This window comes from Streptomyces sp. NPDC047042 (assembly GCF_040644035.1).
In the GTDB taxonomy this organism is placed as follows: domain Bacteria; phylum Actinomycetota; class Actinomycetes; order Streptomycetales; family Streptomycetaceae; genus Streptomyces.
Map to the genome: position 1 here is coordinate 1 of NZ_JBEYVP010000021.1, position 15,529 is coordinate 15,529.

The following is a 15,529-nucleotide window of genomic DNA, read 5'->3' on the forward strand; positions in this document are numbered from 1 at the left end:
TGGAGGCCGAACCACGGAGCCTTTAGACCCTCGTGCATCGCGTTGAGCCACAGCGACACCTCGGCCAGCTCGACTGCGGTGTGGTTGAGCCGCCGCTCAGGCGGTCGTCGCGCCCCGGCTCATCCGGCGGCCGGCCGTCACCGCCGCTCCCGCCAGGGCCGCGACGGTGGCCGTCCTGCGCATCGCCGTACGCCGGCGGCCGTGCCAGCCGCCGTGCACCGCTCCCTCGCCGGGGGCGGGGACGTGCAGCACGCCGTGCGTGGCCGGGGCCTCCTCGTCGTGGTCGAGGTGGCCCTTGTCCGTCTGCCGTGCCATGGCCCGTTCGGCGAGTCCCGGCGCCATACGTGACTGACGTACCAGCGCGCGGCCCGCCGGGCCGACCACCACCTCGCGGCGGGGATGGCGGGCGAGGTCCACGACCGCCTTGGCGACCCGCTCCGGGCTGTACACCGGGGGCATGGCGATCACCTTGCGGCCGGTGTAGTTCGCCGCGTGCTCGAAGTGCGGGGTGTCGATGGTCGCGGGCATCACCGTGCACACGTGGATGCCCTTCGTGCCCTCCACCCGCAACTGCTGCCGCAGACTCTGCCCGAGCCCCTGTACCGCGTGCTTCGACATGCTGTACGGATGGCTGTACGGCTGCGAGACGGCACCCACGATGGACGAGATGTTGATCAGCGTCCCGGTGCCGTTCCGCCCGGCGGGGCCGTTCTCCCGCATGGCGCGCAGCGCCGCCCGGGCCCCGTGCACATAGCCCATGACGTTGACGTCGAGGACCCTGCGGAAGTCCTCCAGCGGTACGTCCTCGAAGCGGCCGAAGGCGTTGACCGCGGCGTTGTTGACCCAGACGTCGATCCGGCCGAACTCCTCGACCGCCCGCCGTGCCAGGTCGTCGACCGCCTTGACGTCCGTCATGTCGGTCGGCACGACCAGGGCCCGGGCCCCACGATGCCGCCTGCACTCCTGAGCGGTCGCCTCCAGCGCCTCCTCGCGGCGCGCGGCGAGCACGACGGCGCATCCCTTGCGTGCGAAGGCCTCGGCCGTGGCGCGTCCGATGCCGCCGGACGCGCCGGTCACCACCACGACCTGGTTGCGCAGTCCCATTCCGTACCTCCTCGGCTGCCGAGCCGGACGTCCTGTGTCCGCCTCCGTGGCGCACCGGGTACCCGCGAGCGCCCGATCGGCTCAGCGGAGAGCGACCGGATTCGGGGCAGTGGGACCGGCTCGCCGGGGGTACTCGGCCACCCGACTCCGTCGATCTCCGCTCGATTCCAAGGGAAAAGGAGTGGTCCCATGTACGACCGTCCGACCCCGACCGACACGGACCTGCTCGGCATCTACCTCAACGACCATCTCGCCGGAGCCACCCTCGGTACGGACCGGGCCCGGTCGCTCGCCGAGGCCGAGGCCGAGCGGGACCCGGCGCTCTCCGACGCCGTGGGGCCGATCGCCGACGAGATCGCCGAGGACCGCGCCGCCCTGCTGCGGATCATGCGGTCCCTGGACGTCCCCGTACGCCGCTACAAGCTCGTCACCGGCCGGCTGGCCGAGCGGATAGGCCGGCTCAAGCCCAACGGCCGGGTCGTACGGCGTTCCCCGCTCGCCCCCATGCTGGAGCTGGAGCTGCTGCGGCTGGGCGTGGAGGGCAAGGCCGCCGCCTGGCGGACGCTGCGCCGACTGGCCGACGCCGACGACCGCCTCGACCCCGGACGACTCGACGGCCTGCTCCAACGCGCCGAAGGGCAACTGGAGACGCTGGAGCAGCTGCGCACACGGCAGGTCACCGAGACGTTCCAGCCCTGGGGCGAGACCTCGGCCTCGCCCCAGGGGGCACGCGCCTGAAACCTACTTTTTGTACGAGTCGTGCGCCTTGTACGCCGAGGCGTCGCGGCCGACCGACAGGTTCGCCGGACGGTACGGGACGTACGCCGCCCCGTCCAGGCCGAGCGCGGTGGCCGACTTCTGGAGCGCGGCCGGGGTCGCCACGTCGTCCCACCGGCCGGTTTCGACACGGTGTTCGAGGGCGTGCAGGGCGGCCACCGTCTCGGCGGTGGTGAACACGCAGTGGCCCTGCCGCTCGACGTAGGCCTGCCGCAGCAACGCACCGTCTCCCGAGGCGCGCACACGGGCGGCGAAGCGGTTCTCCTGCTCCACCGGGACCAGGTTGTCGGCGGTGGTGTGGATGTCGAGCAGGGGCACCTCGAGCCCCTGGCCCGCGGAGGAGGTCCGTTGCGCCGTGCGGACAGCGGCGGGATCGGCGGTGATGGTCGCACCCGAGGTCAGTGTGCGCAGGTCGGCGCGCAGATCGAGGCCGGCGGCCCGGTAGAGGGCGTGAACCTGCGGCGCGTGCTGCGAGTCGGCGAGCAGACGGGCGTAATCCACCCCCTTGTTCCAGGAGTTGTTGCCGCCGACGGACTGCTCGATGGCGTACCGCCCGCCCTCGACGAACGTCAGGATGCCCTGCGCGAACCACGCGTACTGCTGCTCCTGCTGACCCGCCCAGTCGGTCGGGGCCGGCCGGTCCTTGCCCGGCGCCCAGGCGGGCAGGTTGAGGAAGGCGGCGGCCAGCGCGACACGGGCCCGGCCCTGGGGTGTGGCCTGGGCGGCGGTGACCGCCTTGGTGAGCAGATCGGCGGTGGCGGCGGCTTCGGCGGGCGTGCCGAACCGTACGAGCTTCACGTCCTGCTCGGGCAGCAGCAGGCGGGCGATCGTGTACTCGGCGTCCAGCTGGTAGTTCTCCAGGTCGTTCGCTCCCGCGACCAGCCCGCACTGGCCGAGCGCGCCGTCGATGATCCCGCCGCCGTCCCGGGCCAGCTGCGCGTTGACGAGGCCGCCCATCGACTGGCCGATGGCCAGCGTGCGCGTCGGCTCGCCGATCTTCGCGGCGACGGCGTCGATGGTGGCGAACTGGTCCCGTGCGGCGCTGTTCAGGGCCCACATCGAACCGTTCGGGTCGTACGACGACCCGGCCATCGCATAGCCCTGGGCGAGCAGCGCGGTACGTACGGCGTCGCTGGGGGCGTTGCGCGCGACCAGCGGGCCGAAACCGTGACTGAACACGAGCAGAGTCCCGTTCCAGTCGTCGGGCACATCGGCGACCCAGGTGGCGCCGTCGGAAAGGGTGCCGGTGAGGCGCCCGGTGACGGCGGCCTCCGGCTGGGCGGCCGAGGAGGGAAGCGTGGTGAGGGCCGCGGAGGTCAGCGCGACCAGGACGGCGAGGGCGACACGCGAGCGGGTACGGCTGGTGGGGCGGGTGAAGCTGGTGGGGCTGGTGGGGGGACGGGTGTCTGCGGGCATGGAGCGGCTCCTGGATTGGGGGGCGGGTTACGGAGCGGGACCGGACAGACGCTCAGTGCACTGAACGAAGACGTGCAGGAATGTAGGGCTTATTTCTTGCGGCCGTCAAGATAATGCACAACTTTGCCGGTGCAGCCCGAAGCACCGCGGGGAGAGGCAAGCGCCGCAGGGAGAGGCAGGGGATCAGTCGATGCCTCGCACGATGTGCGAGTCCGAGGCCACCGCCTCCTCGTCGTCCTCCCCCGCGAGCAGCAGGGGCGGGATCCGGTCCGGCTCGGTGACGGAAGCCTGCGCGGCGAGCGGCAGGACGCCTTGGTCGAAGACAGCAGTCATCATTCCTCCTCTGTGGGGCGGGGCGTCAGATGTCACGCGGATTACCGACAGTCGACGTCGAATTTCTCAGGCCTCAGACTCGCCCGACTCGGCCAAGAGCCTCGGGGTACAAGTGAGCCATAATGTGGTCCATATTCTTCGTTGCCCCCAAGCAGGTCAAGGGTGCCCACAACGGCCGGATCACGCCCTTGAACTGACCAGCCCACTGCGCACAGCGCAACGTCGGCCACTCTCATCCGCCGCCGGAGCGATCCATCAAAAGGTTACAAACCCGAGCAAGGCCCAACATGGCACCACGGAAGGTGATTCATTTTTTTCGCCAAATGACAGGTGGTAGTTGAATATACGCACGCCACTCACCAGAATGAGGCAGGAATGTTCGATGAAACGACTTGAAAGCACGCTGCCGCTGGTGCCAGCTGCTTGACCGATTGACACCAAAGGCTGAGGGTGACCTGTTCATGTTGATCTGCCGCGTTGCATCCGACGCCAGGACGGACATATGCCGGGGCGGTAGTCGCTCCACCCGCTCTGACCTGCATTTATCAGCCTCCTGTCGCTGACAGGGGTTGCGGACGGGCACAACAGCCCGAGCGGTTGACCATCTTTTTCATGGTCGGTGTCGATCTCGCCGAACATGCCTTGCCTGCGAGTTCCGGGAAATGTGGCCCATTCCCGCCCCCCCACACGTGCTGCGCTTCTGAACTGACGAGGGACTTTCCATGCGGGTACTTGTAATCGAGGACGAGGCGGCGACTGCGGAATCAATCGTGAGCGGCCTGCGTCGCCACGGTTTCGAAGCCGATTGGGTGGATTCAGGAAAACGAGCTCTCGAGAATCATCAGAAAGCCGATTTCATCGTGCTCGACCTCGGTTTACCGGACACCGACGGCCTGGAAGTCTGCCGCCGGATAAGAAATGTGAGCGACACCCCCATCATCGCCGTCGCCGAGAGACAGAACGAGTTGGAGCGGGTACTCGGACTACAGGCCGGATCCGACGACTGCATCGATCGTTCCTATGGAATACACGAGTTGGTGGCACGTATCCAGGCCATTATGCGGCGCATCAGGCCGGCGAACAGCACGGCGGGCGGCCTCATCACCCACGGCCCCCTGAGCATCGACATCTCCTCACGTGAGGTGCGGCTCCACGACGAGCCGATGTCCCTCACCCGCAAGGAGTTCGACCTGCTCCGCGCGCTCACCTCGCAGCCGGGCACCGTGCTGACCCGGCAGGACCTGATGGCCCAGGTCTGGCACGACACCTGGGCCAAGGGCCGCACCATCGACACACACGTCAACAGCCTGCGCGGCAAGCTCGGTTGCAGCGACTGGATCGTCACCGTCCGCGGCGTGGGCTTCCGGTTCGTCCCGTGGGAGGACGTCCACACCCGGTACGGGAGGGAGTCGGCGTAGCACGCGAGCCCCGGTCAGCTCTCCGGCGTACCACGGCGGGCCCGTCCACGACCGCGCTCGGCGAACGTGCCGCGCACGTCCTCCGCGTGGTAAAAGGTTCGCCCCGCCCGGCTGCGACGGCGCCAGCGCCGCTCGCTGGCGAGGCGGTAGACGGTGCCGGTGCTCACCTCCCACAGGCGGGCGATGTCCCCGGCGGCCAGCCACAGCACCGTGGCGGGCGCCGGGCCCGGCGCCGACTCGTCCACGGCGGCCGGGAGAACCGGGGTGCCGGTCGGGGCCAGCCGGGACCGGAGTGCCACCCATTCCCACGGCGCCCAGGCATGGCCGTCGTTCCTCGAACAGACGATTCCGGCACCCCGCCCCGTCCGCTTCCCCCCACCGTGCCCGAGCTCGGCGCCGGTCCTACGGGGGTCGTCACCCGCGGGACCTCCCGGCACCGGACCCCGCTCCCCTTCGCCGGCTCCCCCCGGGCCGTGGGCCACGAGCGTGCCCGCGCAGTCCTCGATGAGGCAGGGGCCGACCGGTACGCCCGGTGTCGGAGGGGGTTCGACGACCCCGCGCGCCCGCCGGGCCAGCCGGCCCGCCTCAGTGGTCAGATCGGCGACCGCGTCGTGCGCGGCCAGCCAGTCCACGTGCCGCAGCAGGAACCCGGTGAGTTCGGGGACCGTGCGCCGAGGCGCGGCCACGCCTCGTTCATCGACCACCAGTCCGCTCCATGACGCGAGCATCCGGAGCATGGCGGAACGCGCGTCCGCCGCAGCCGTGTTGAGCGGGATCCCCCGCAGGGCGCCGCCACCCGAGGGGCGTTCCTCCCACCGTCTGGTGCGCGTGCCGCTGAGGACCCGGCCGCACTCCTCGTACAGCCCTGGCAGGGAGACGAGCGTGGCGGTGAGGGCGAGCAAGCAGTCCCCGCACAGCTTGCTCCCGGGTATTCGGTCGCCGAAATCACGGGGTGCCTGCATCGCCTTTCCGGTGCAATGGGATTCCGCAATCCGGACCTGGCGGCCAGTTTCCGCGAGGGTAGCGGGTAACATCGACTGCTTTTTCTCGGAACACCACGCCCCCTCGCATTCGGCGCGCGTTTGTCGCCATCGGCTCGGCTGCTGCCGCATCGCCATCGCAGTTCCTCTCGGTGGGTACCGGGTGTACAGGGAAATCATGCGTACACGGGCTTCCAGCGAATCCTGAGGAGGCGTCTTGTGACGTGATTCTGGCGGTTCTCTTGGCTACGGCCGACTTCCTTGGCGGGTTACCTGCGGTTCACTGTTGCAACTGATGCGCTACTGACCATCCGCTCGCATTCTGGTCACGGATCTGACCCTCCCCTGACACGAGCAGAGCCGCGCTGACCGGTCCGGCCGCGCGACGGGCCGGTCAGCGGGACGGGGTCGCCGGGGGCTGCTCCTGGGCCACGGCGTGATCGAGGACGCGCCCCAGGAGAGCGGTCAGCTGCTCCCGTTCCTGGGGGGAGAGGGGGGCGAGCAGGTCACCCTGGGCGTCGTCCAGCGCCTCGCCGATCGAGCGGAGCCGGGCCCGGCCCTCCCCGGTCACGGTGACCGTGTTGCGCCGCCGGTCGGCCTGGTCGACGACCCGCACCACCAGGCCGGCGGCAGCGAGCTCATTGACCGCCTCGACGATGTAGCTGCGGTCGATGCCACAGCGCCGGCCCAGGTCGGCCTGGCTGGCGGGCCCGAACTCGTCGAGGGCCGCGAGCAGCGCGAAGTGGTAGCGGCGGGCACCGACGCCTGCCAGCGACTGGCTGACCAGCCGCGCGGCGCGAGTGGCAATCTGCGTGACGAGCCAGCTCGGCGTCGCACGCAGCCTGGCCGGGGCCTTCGAGGCAACTGTGAGGTCCACCTGGCCAAAATATCAGCTCTGTTGGCCTGACCCACGATCGTGCTACGTTGGCCTGACCAACGTTTGCGGGTCCGGGGGGCGCCACGGGTACCCGTACGCCTGCCCAGTAGGGAGCCAACTCCGCCATGATTCTCGTCACCGGAGCCACCGGAAATGTCGGACGAAATGTTGTCCAACAGCTTCTGGAAGCGGGAGAGAAGGTCCGGGCCGTCACCCGCAACCCGGAGAATTCTGGATTACCGGACGATGTCGAGGTGATTGCCGGCGACTTTTCGCGCCCCGAGACCCTGTCCGAATCACTGAAGAGTGTCGACCGCGCTTTCCTCTTCCCCGTCTTCGGTCAGCTCGGCGGATTTCTCGACGCCGCCACCGCGGCAGGCGTCGAGCACATCGCGATGCTCTCGTCGTCGGCCATCGAATTCGAGGACCCGGGCTTCATCGGCCAGGTGCACCTCGAGTGTGAGAACGCGGTGACGGGCTCAGGCATCTCGAGGACCTTCGTCCGCGCGGGTCTGTTCATGCTCAACGACCTCGGCTGGGCCGGGCAGATCAACAACGGCGGGGTCGTGCGGACCGCCTACGGCACCGCCGCCGCGGCTCCGGTGGACGAGCGGGACATCGCGGCCGTGGCCGTCGCCTCGCTCCTCTCCCCCGAGGACGGTGCGGTGCACAGCCTGACGGGTCCGCAGTCGCTCACCCAGATCGACCGCGTCCGGATCATCGGCGAGACGCTCGGCCGGCCCGTGGAGTTCGAGGAGCTGCCTCGGGAGGCCGCGCTCGGTCACCTCAGCCGGCACATGCCGCCGGACGCGGCGGAGTACCTGCTCGACCAGCTCGCCTCGTGGCAGGGCATCACCGCGGAGGTCCTGCCGACCATCGAGCAGGTGACCGGTCGGCCGGCCCACACCTACGCCCAGTGGGTCGCCCACCACGCGGCGGATTTCTCCTGAGTGGCTGATTTTCACGCATCGCCTGTCGTGTGGCCCGGAGCTTTTCATGCTCCGGGCGGCGCGGCGGGCCGCTCGTGCTGCCGCGATACAGAAAAGCGGCACACGGGGCGGGAACAAGGCACGCGGAGGGAAAAACAACCGGGCCGGATTTCCCCTGCGGATTCCACGGAATCGTATGGGGGAAATCTGACCCGGTCCTGTCCTTCGGCCGGTCTACGCCGTGGCCGGAGGAATGTTGTGATTGATACGGAAGATGTTCCCCGAGTCATACACGGCCTTGATTTTCCGTAGCCGTTCGTGGTCCTCCGGGCGGTAGCCGCGGGAAACGTCCTCGGGTGTGCGGTCCAGGCTGAACATGAACGTGGGCAGCAGCGCTCCCGTGTCCCACTTCGCCAGCCGGTCGAGCACCAGCTGCTCCGCGGCCCGGGAGCGCTCGGCGGCCTCTGTCCCGGGCGGTGCGGGCATGCTCATGAAGACGTGAAAGGCGCCCTCGGGCAGTCCCAGCGCGGACGGTACGGCCCCGGGCCGCGCCAGGGCACCACCCAGGTGACGGATCTCGACCCCGCCCGGCGGCAGCTGACCGTGGTCGTGACCTGCCACGTCGAGCAGCGCGGCGACCGCCTCGGCGTCGAGTTCGCGCAGCAGGGCCGTCCGGCACCAGGCATAGGTCGGCCGGAAGGGGTCGTGGTAGATCTCGCCGACCCGGGTGTACGGCATCTCGGCGACCTCGTCCCGCTCCGGGCCCAGCCCGCGCAGGGGGGCGACCAGGCGTTCCCCCTCCTCCTCCGAGCCGGTGAAGGCGATCCGCACATGGACGACGAACCGGCCCCGGTTCTGCTCCGGCACCGCCGGGTGGTCGGGGAAACGCAGCAGGATGATCGAGGAGTTCATCTCCTCCGGCAGTCCGTTCAGCCAGGAGAAGTAGGCGGGCACGACCCGGTCGGCCTCCTCGCCAGGGAAGAAGAACCCGCCGCCGTACAGCCGGGTGACGGGCACCAGATCGATCTCGGCCGCCGTCACCACGCCGAAGTTGCCACGCCCGCCGCGTACCGCCCAGAACAGGTCGGGCTCGGAGTCCGGTGTGACGGTACGCAGGGTGCCGTCGGCGGTGACCAGGTCGAACGACCGTACCCGGTGGGTGGCGAAGCCGAAGGTACGGCCGAGGACCGGCAGTCCCCCGCCCGTCAGGTACCCCATCACGCCGACGTCCGGCGAGGAGCCGTTGAGCGGAGCGAGGCCCGACTTCGCGGTCTCCGCGACCACCTGGCCCCAGCGCAGGCCGGCCCCCACCCGCGCGGTGCGCGCCTCGGGGTCCACGGTCAGTTCGGTCAGCTCACCGGTGTGGACGAGGACGGCCCCGTCGGCCGGCAGCACGGCGCCGTGGCCGGTCGACTGGACGGCGACCGGCAGATCGTGCGCGACGGCGTACCTGACGGCGGCGGCCACGTCCCGCGCGGAGGACGGGACCACGATCACCGAGGGCCGGTGGTCGACCGTCAGATTCCACCCGCTGCGCAGCTCGTCGAATGAATCGTCGCCGGGGAATAAGATCCGTCCGGCCACGGAGGAACGTAGCTCCTCGGCAGGGTTCGTTGGCACATCTTCGCCTTTCTCAGCGCACTCGTCGGCCCGTCCTTAAACGGGGCGCGCGACTCCCTTCGGGGAATCATCCATCAATAGTAGTGGGTGTTTGTTAAAGGCCTATAGCGGGTGTGCGTAATCATGGGGCTGATTTCCGGGAATCCGATCCCGACCCTTCCCGATTTCCACCTGAGACCGAAAGAATCAAGCCATCTTCGTCGGGCGGAGGGTGTCGCCCCAGAGGCACTCCTCCAAAAAGCCGAGCATCCTCAGGTGGTACGAGCGCGCGGCCCAGCCGAGGCTGATGTTGTGGCCCGCATGCGGCTGCCGCTCGGTGGAGACCACGGCCCTGGGGAACATCCCGCGCAGCTCGCCCAGCGCCCGCGGATCGTGCCGCCAGCGGCGTTCGTGCTCGGCGAAGGTGAACCGTACGGGCAGCCGTACGCCCGCCGCGAGTTCCGCCAACGTCCGTTCCCAGTAAGGGAGTTCGGCCACCTCGCGGGGCGGTGCGGGGGTGGTGAGGGCAGCGGCCAGCCGGAAGGTGTCCGGCGGGTACAGGCCCAGCGGCCCCCAGTTGTTCATGCGCGACGCCGCGCTCCACCGGCCGGGCGGGAGGCCCGCCGCACCCTGGGCGAAGCGGTGGCCGCAGCCGGAGACCGCCAGCCCGCGCAGCGGAAGTTCGCCGTGCCGGGCGGCCAGGGTGAGGGCGACCTTGCCGCCGTACGAGTGCGCCAGGACGAAGTAGCCGGCACCCAGCGGGTGGGTGTCCGCGAACGCGGCCAGGGCGGTGGCGAGCAACGCCGTCTGCTCGGCGAGGGGTAGGCCCTCCGGCAGTGCCCCCGCGGACCGGCCGTAGCCGGGGCGGTCGACGGCCAGGACCTGGTGGCCGAGGCTCGCGGCCAGGGTGAGCAGGGAGAGGTCCCGGTGTGCGGCGCCATGGAAGTAGCCCGCGCGCATCCCGCCGCCGTGGACGGCGACCACGGTGGCCCGGGGCGGGGTCCGCGGGTCCCCCGCGAGCAGCCCGGAGAGCCGGATGCCACCGCCGGCGTCCAGCAGGACCTCCCGTACGGAGGTGTCGGCGCCCGGGGCCGGGACGCTCGGCGCCGCCGTCCTCATCCGCCCGCCCCGCCGGTGAGCGCGGGCCGCGCCCCGTGCAGGTACGGATGGCGTGTCCGGCCTTCCCTCAGGACCGTTCCCCACCAGGCGAGCTGGTCGAGCAGGGCCTTCGCCGCGACGGCACACCCCTCCCGGTCCCGTGGGTTGCCCTCCGAGTCGAACAGGTCCCACACACCGTGGAAGCTGACCGTGTCGCGGACCGCCACGGCGTGGAGTTCGCCGAGGACCTGTCGGAGGTGTTCGACGGCGCGCAGGCCTCCGGAGCGCCCGCCGTAGGAGACGAAGCCGACCGGTTTGGCCTGCCATTCGCTGTCGTGCCAGTCGATCAGCGCTTTCAGCGAGGCCGGGAACGAGCGGTTGTACTCGGGCGTGACCAGCACGAACACATCGGCGAGGGCCAGACGCGGGGTCAGGTCGGCGAGTTGGGCGGCGACTTCGGGCGACGTGGCCGCCACCGGCTCGGCGGGCAGCGTGTACGCGGCCAGATCGACGATGTCCGTGCGCAGACCGCCGTACCGCCGTGCTTGGCCGGCGAACCAGTGAGCGACGGTCGCCCCGGTACTGCCCGGTCGGCCACTGCCGGCCACGACGGCCAGCCGTAGGGGGTCGTGCGCCATGGAAGCTCCCATCGGGTGGCGGGACATCAGGTGGCGGGACATCAGGTGAAGTCGGCGACGTGGTCCTCGGCCCAGCGGCGGAAGGTACGGCCCGGCCTGCCGAGGAACCGGTCCACGGGGGAGATCGGGTGCGGGGCGTCGACCAGCTGCGCGAACATCCGCAGACGGGCCTCGATCGCGCCCGGAGGGATGCCGACCTCGGCCATCTCCTTGCGCGCCTCGTCATGGGTGATCTCCTCGAACCTCACCGGCCTGCCGACCGCCTCGCCGATGAGACGGGCTCGGTCCGCGTAGGTGATCGACTCCGGGCCGCTGAACAGCGGCTTCGTGCCGAGCAGTTCGTCGGTGAGCAGTGCGCGGGCGCCGATCTCGGCGATGTCCCGCTCGTGCAGCGGGGCGGAGTGCGCGCGGGCGTACGGGCCCCGGGCCACGCCCGTCGCCCTGATCTGCTCGCGCCATTCGAGGGCGGTGACGGCCAGGCCGCCCGCCGGGTGCAGGGCCGTCCACTCCAGGCCGGACTCCTCGATCCGGCGTTCCAGGTCGCGGTGGCGCACGGCGATGAAGTTCTTCGGATCGTCGTCAAGGGCCGTGTAGGACGACAGGGCGACGATGCGCCGGACACCGTGTTCGCGGGCGCGGCGGATCAGTTCGGCGGGGCCCTCCGGGAAGGCGGCGAGGACGAAGAAGACGGCGTCGATCCCGTCGAGGGGCAGGTCTTCCGTACGTGCGGCCTCCACCCCCTCGGGCAGGCCGGCGCGGGAGGGGTCGCGGGTCAGGCCCCGTACCCGCTGTCCCGCAGCCAGCAGCAGATCGACGAGGGGGCGGCCGACGTGCCCGGTCGCACCGGTGACGAGTATCACGATGGGTCTCCCAAAGGGGCGTTCAGATGTCTGGGCAAGGGTGTGCGGTGCCGCGCGGGTCAGGCCGTGCTTCCCCGGGTGTAGTCGAGTGCCGCCGGTTCGAACTGCATGACGGCGTGGCTCGCGACCGAGCGGATGTCGCGCCAGAAACGCTGGAGCGGGTGGTGGTCCTCCTGAGCGCGGGTGCCGCCGGTGCGCAGGAGGAGGTCGGCCGCGTCGGTGAGGAGTTCCAGGGCCAGGGCGGCGTCCCGGCGGCTGCGCCGGACCAGGGCCGGGGTCAGCACCGCGCGGTCCGCGGTGTCGGCGACGCGTTCGACCAGGAGCCCGGCCGCGTCGACGAGGCCGGCGGCGCGGGCGTAGCCGACCTGGTAGGCCTGTGCGGCCTCGGCACGGGGGCCGCCCGGCGGGACGGAGAGACCGGTCGCCGCCGCGTTCAGCGCGCCGTGCGCGGCGCCCAGGGCCGGCGCGACGAAGGTCAGTCCGTTGACGGCGAGGGTCGGCAGCGGCGGCCCGGGAACACCGACGGTACGGCCCTGCATGGCGTCTGCACGAACGCAGGTCCGGTACTCGGGGACGAACACGTCCTCCAGGACGAGGGTGTGACTCCCGGTACCGCGCATCCCCAGGGAGTGCCAGGTGTCGCGGTACGAGAAGTCACTACGCGGCACAAGAAAGAACCGGGGCCCACCCTTACCACCCCCGGCCCCACCCGGTCCCCCGGCACCGGGCCCACCAGAGCCGAGCCCACCAGAGCCGGGCCCACCTGCCACGGCACCGGGCCGGCCCATGCCCGGGACACCGGCAGCGCCCGCGCCAGGCCCGGCTGGCGCGGCGCCGGGCCGGGCCGTAGCCGGGACTCCGGCAGCGCCGGCGGTGCCGGGGTCGGCCGGACCCGGCATCGCAGCACCCGGCATCGCAGGGCCCGCCAGAAGGGCCCAGTCGGCGTACTCGACGCCGCTCGCGAAGGTCCACTCGCCGGTCAGCCGCCAGCCGTCCTCCGTGCGTTCGGCGGCGCCGAGGGGTTTGTTGACCACGACCACGCGGGCGTCGGGGCCGGCCGCCCAGACGTCGGACTGGGCCTGCTCGGGGAGGCAGGCGACGTATCGGGGCCCGAAGGCGAACAGGGAGGCGAGCCAAGCCGTCGCGGAGCACTCCTCGCCGAGCGCGGCCACAGCCCGGGTGAGGCCGGCGAAGGTGCCCGGGTCACCGCCGTGGGCGCGCGGCACGAACCAGCGCGCGAAGCCCACGTCGGTCAGCGCCTGGATCACCTCGGGCTGCACCCGCCGTTCGCTGTCGGCCTTCTCCGCCTGCGCGCCCGCCAGCGCGGCGGCCTCACGCACTGCCCGCGGTGCGGACGCCAGCGGGGAGGAGCCGTCGGCCAGCAGGTCCGGCCAGGTCTCGGTGCGCAACTCCGCGCTGGTCTCGAAGGTGGTGCGGTGCACGACCGTGCCGTCAGGCGTGTGGACCTCCGCGGGTCCGGAGCCGGTGTAGATGCTGCCGGAGCGGCGGGCCCGTACGACGACCTCGACATAGCCCGGCCGGCCCGTCTCGGGGGCGAGCGTCTCCCTGAAGACGTACATGAACCCGTCCTCCGTCGGTTCCCAGGTACCCCGCCCGGTGCTGATGGGCGTGACCAGGGTCAGCTCGCCGTCGGGGGCGAAAGAGATCGTGAAGGTCTCCGTCCGGCCGTCGTGGACGGCCGTACCGGTCCAGAGGCCGACCGGCGTCGAATGCCCGAAATCGTCCCTCGCGGGCGCGTCCGGACCGTCGTTCAGAGGTGTGACCATTTTTCGTCCCTCCAGAAAAAGTGACCGTGTGCTTATTTGTGATCGCTTGTATATTTCTTGTGCCCCGGCCGGATGCGGCCGGGCTGAGGCCACCCCGCGTGAAAGTCCGGACCGGGGCCCCGAGCCGCTCCCCGTGCGGAGATCCCGCAGATCGCGCGACCCCACCGACCGCACCGTTGACAGGAGTCGTCATGTCCGTCGAAGAACGGCCCGTCGCCGCCAGAGGAGCGACGCCCTCCCCCGAACACCAGGGCCTCGCCCTGACCGTGCTCGCGACCGCCCAGCTGATGATCATCCTGGACAGCACGATCATGAACATCGCGCTGCCCAGCCTTCAGGAAGACCTCGGCATCGACAGCGGCCGACTGGCTTGGGTCGTCACCGCGTACGTGCTCGCCTTCGGCGGTCTGCTGCTGATCGGCGGCCGGGCAGGCGACATCTTCGGCCGCCGCCGGGTGTTCCGGGCCGGGCTCACCGTGTTCACGCTCGCCTCGTTAGTCGGCGGCCTGGCGCCCAACGAGACCGTGCTGATCGCCGCCCGCGCTCTGCAGGGCGCCGCCGGTGCCGTCGTCGCTCCCTCCACGCTCGCCCTGATCGTCGCCACCTTCGCCGAAGGACCCGCCCGCCGCCGGGCGATGGGGGTCTACGGCTCGATGAACGGCGTGGGCTCCACCCTCGGCCTGCTGCTCGGCGGCATCCTCACCGCGTCCCTGAGCTGGCGCTGGGTGCTTCTGGTGAACGTGCCGATCGGTGTCGCCGTCCTGGCCGGCACCCGACTGCTGAAGGACGCCGGCCACAATCCCGGCCGCCTCGACGTCCGCGGCGCGCTGACCGGCACCGTCGGCATGACGTCGCTGGTGTACGGCATCGCCCGGGGCGGCGAGGAGGGCTGGGGCGACCCGCTGACCCTCGGCACACTGCTGCTCGGGGTCGTCCTGCTCGGAGTGTTCCTGGTCCTCCAACGGAGCACCCCGCAGCCGATGATGCCGCTGCGCCTGCTGAAGGACCGCAACCGCGGCGGCGTGTACGGCGCCATGCTGCTCATCGGCGCGGGCATGTTCGCCATGTACTACTTCCTCACCCTGTACATGCAGCAGATCCTCGGCTGGTCGGCCCTTCGCACCGGGGTGTCCTATCTGCCGCTCAGCCTCGGCATGTTCGTCGCCGGCGGCTTCCTCGCGCCCCGTCTCGCGGCGCGCTTCCCCACCCGCGCGGTGACCGGTCCCGGTCTGGCCCTCTCCGTACTCGGGGTGCTGTGGCTCGCCATGCTGACCCCGGACTCGTCGTACGCGTTCCATCTGGCGCCGGCCATGCTCCTGACCTCGGTGGGGCTCGGCCTGTGTTTCGTCCCCCTGACCATCCGGGTCGTCGGCAGCGTCGATCCCCGGGAGACGGGCATCGCCTCGGGGGTGCTGCAGACCACCACGCAGGTCGGCGGCGCCCTCGGCCTGTCGCTTCTACCGGGTATCGCCGTCGGCGCGGCCGACAGCCGGCTCCCGGCGGCCTCCGAATCGTTCTTCCGGGCCGTGGCCGAGGACGACGGCGCTCTGCGGGCGCGGGCTGCCGACGCCCTGACCCACGGGTACGGTCAGGCGTTCCTGGTCGTGGCGTGCCTCTACGCGGTGGCCATGGTGACGGTCCTGGCCGCCGTGAACGCGACACGGCCCCGGCAGTCCTAGGCGGGGGTCGGTGTGAGCATGCGAAAGGAAGAGG

General features: G+C 70.9%; 14 protein-coding genes. 4 read left to right on the forward strand and 10 right to left on the reverse strand.

The features are described 5' to 3' along the window. Positions 1-96: 96 nt before the first annotated feature. The gene (locus ABZ855_RS24475) at positions 97-1,104 is read right to left on the reverse strand and encodes an SDR family oxidoreductase (RefSeq protein WP_360810131.1); all 1,008 of its coding nucleotides are present in this window, start codon (positions 1,102-1,104) and stop codon (positions 97-99) included. 189 nt (positions 1,105-1,293) lie between these two features. Between ABZ855_RS24475 and ABZ855_RS24480 the strand changes: the two genes are divergently transcribed. Next, positions 1,294-1,842, forward strand: a complete 549-nt coding sequence (locus ABZ855_RS24480; protein WP_360810133.1) for a hypothetical protein — start codon at positions 1,294-1,296, stop codon at positions 1,840-1,842. 3 nt (positions 1,843-1,845) lie between these two features. Here ABZ855_RS24480 and ABZ855_RS24485 read toward each other — a convergent pair whose 3' ends face one another. After that, positions 1,846-3,297, reverse strand: a complete 1,452-nt coding sequence (locus tag ABZ855_RS24485) for an alpha/beta hydrolase (RefSeq protein WP_360810135.1) — start codon at positions 3,295-3,297, stop codon at positions 1,846-1,848. 183 nt (positions 3,298-3,480) lie between these two features. Then, complete coding sequence (locus ABZ855_RS24490) at positions 3,481-3,633, reverse strand: hypothetical protein (RefSeq protein ID WP_360810137.1); 153 nt, start codon at positions 3,631-3,633, stop codon at positions 3,481-3,483. 719 nt (positions 3,634-4,352) lie between these two features. Between ABZ855_RS24490 and ABZ855_RS24495 the strand changes: the two genes are divergently transcribed. Continuing rightward, positions 4,353-5,048, forward strand: a complete 696-nt coding sequence (locus tag ABZ855_RS24495; protein ID WP_360810139.1) for a response regulator transcription factor — start codon at positions 4,353-4,355, stop codon at positions 5,046-5,048. 14 nt (positions 5,049-5,062) lie between these two features. On the opposite strand, the gene ABZ855_RS24500 is transcribed toward ABZ855_RS24495, so the two are convergent. Together ABZ855_RS24500 and ABZ855_RS24505 are read right to left on the reverse strand one after the other, a co-directional pair. Beyond that, the gene (locus tag ABZ855_RS24500; RefSeq protein WP_360810141.1) at positions 5,063-6,010 is read right to left on the reverse strand and encodes a hypothetical protein; all 948 of its coding nucleotides are present in this window, start codon (positions 6,008-6,010) and stop codon (positions 5,063-5,065) included. A 412-nt stretch (positions 6,011-6,422) separates the two neighbouring features. Continuing rightward, positions 6,423-6,905: a MarR family winged helix-turn-helix transcriptional regulator gene (locus ABZ855_RS24505; RefSeq protein WP_360810143.1), complete on the reverse strand. Its 483-nt coding sequence runs from the start codon at positions 6,903-6,905 to the stop codon at positions 6,423-6,425. A gap of 125 nt (positions 6,906-7,030) precedes the next feature. Here ABZ855_RS24505 and ABZ855_RS24510 point away from each other — a divergent pair, with 125 nt between their 5' ends. Next, positions 7,031-7,855, forward strand: coding sequence for an NAD(P)H-binding protein (locus ABZ855_RS24510; RefSeq protein WP_360810145.1), 825 nt, complete (start codon positions 7,031-7,033; stop codon positions 7,853-7,855). A 213-nt stretch (positions 7,856-8,068) separates the two neighbouring features. Here the strand turns inward: ABZ855_RS24510 and ABZ855_RS24515 are convergent, their stop codons facing one another. The 5 genes from ABZ855_RS24515 to ABZ855_RS24535 form a co-directional block, all read right to left on the reverse strand. Further along, complete coding sequence (locus tag ABZ855_RS24515; RefSeq protein ID WP_360810147.1) at positions 8,069-9,454, reverse strand: FAD-binding oxidoreductase; 1,386 nt, start codon at positions 9,452-9,454, stop codon at positions 8,069-8,071. 186 nt (positions 9,455-9,640) lie between these two features. Then, positions 9,641-10,552 carry an alpha/beta fold hydrolase gene (locus tag ABZ855_RS24520; protein WP_360810149.1) on the reverse strand — a complete coding sequence of 304 codons (912 nt, stop codon included), beginning with the start codon at positions 10,550-10,552 and terminating at the stop codon, positions 9,641-9,643. After that, positions 10,549-11,169, reverse strand: a complete 621-nt coding sequence (locus ABZ855_RS24525) for an NAD(P)H-dependent oxidoreductase (RefSeq protein ID WP_360810151.1) — start codon at positions 11,167-11,169, stop codon at positions 10,549-10,551. The genes ABZ855_RS24520 and ABZ855_RS24525 overlap by 4 nt, the downstream gene beginning before the upstream one ends. A gap of 41 nt (positions 11,170-11,210) precedes the next feature. Then, positions 11,211-12,029 carry an NAD(P)H-binding protein gene (locus ABZ855_RS24530; RefSeq protein ID WP_360810153.1) on the reverse strand — a complete coding sequence of 273 codons (819 nt, stop codon included), beginning with the start codon at positions 12,027-12,029 and terminating at the stop codon, positions 11,211-11,213. Positions 12,030-12,088: 59 nt separating this feature from the next. After that, positions 12,089-13,816, reverse strand: coding sequence for a hypothetical protein (locus tag ABZ855_RS24535; RefSeq protein ID WP_360810155.1), 1,728 nt, complete (start codon positions 13,814-13,816; stop codon positions 12,089-12,091). 191 nt (positions 13,817-14,007) lie between these two features. On the opposite strand from ABZ855_RS24535, the gene ABZ855_RS24540 reads away from it, so the two are divergent. Beyond that, on the forward strand, positions 14,008-15,495 hold the full coding sequence (locus tag ABZ855_RS24540; protein WP_360810157.1) for an MFS transporter: 1,488 nt from the start codon (positions 14,008-14,010) through the stop codon (positions 15,493-15,495). Positions 15,496-15,529 lie beyond the last annotated feature (34 nt).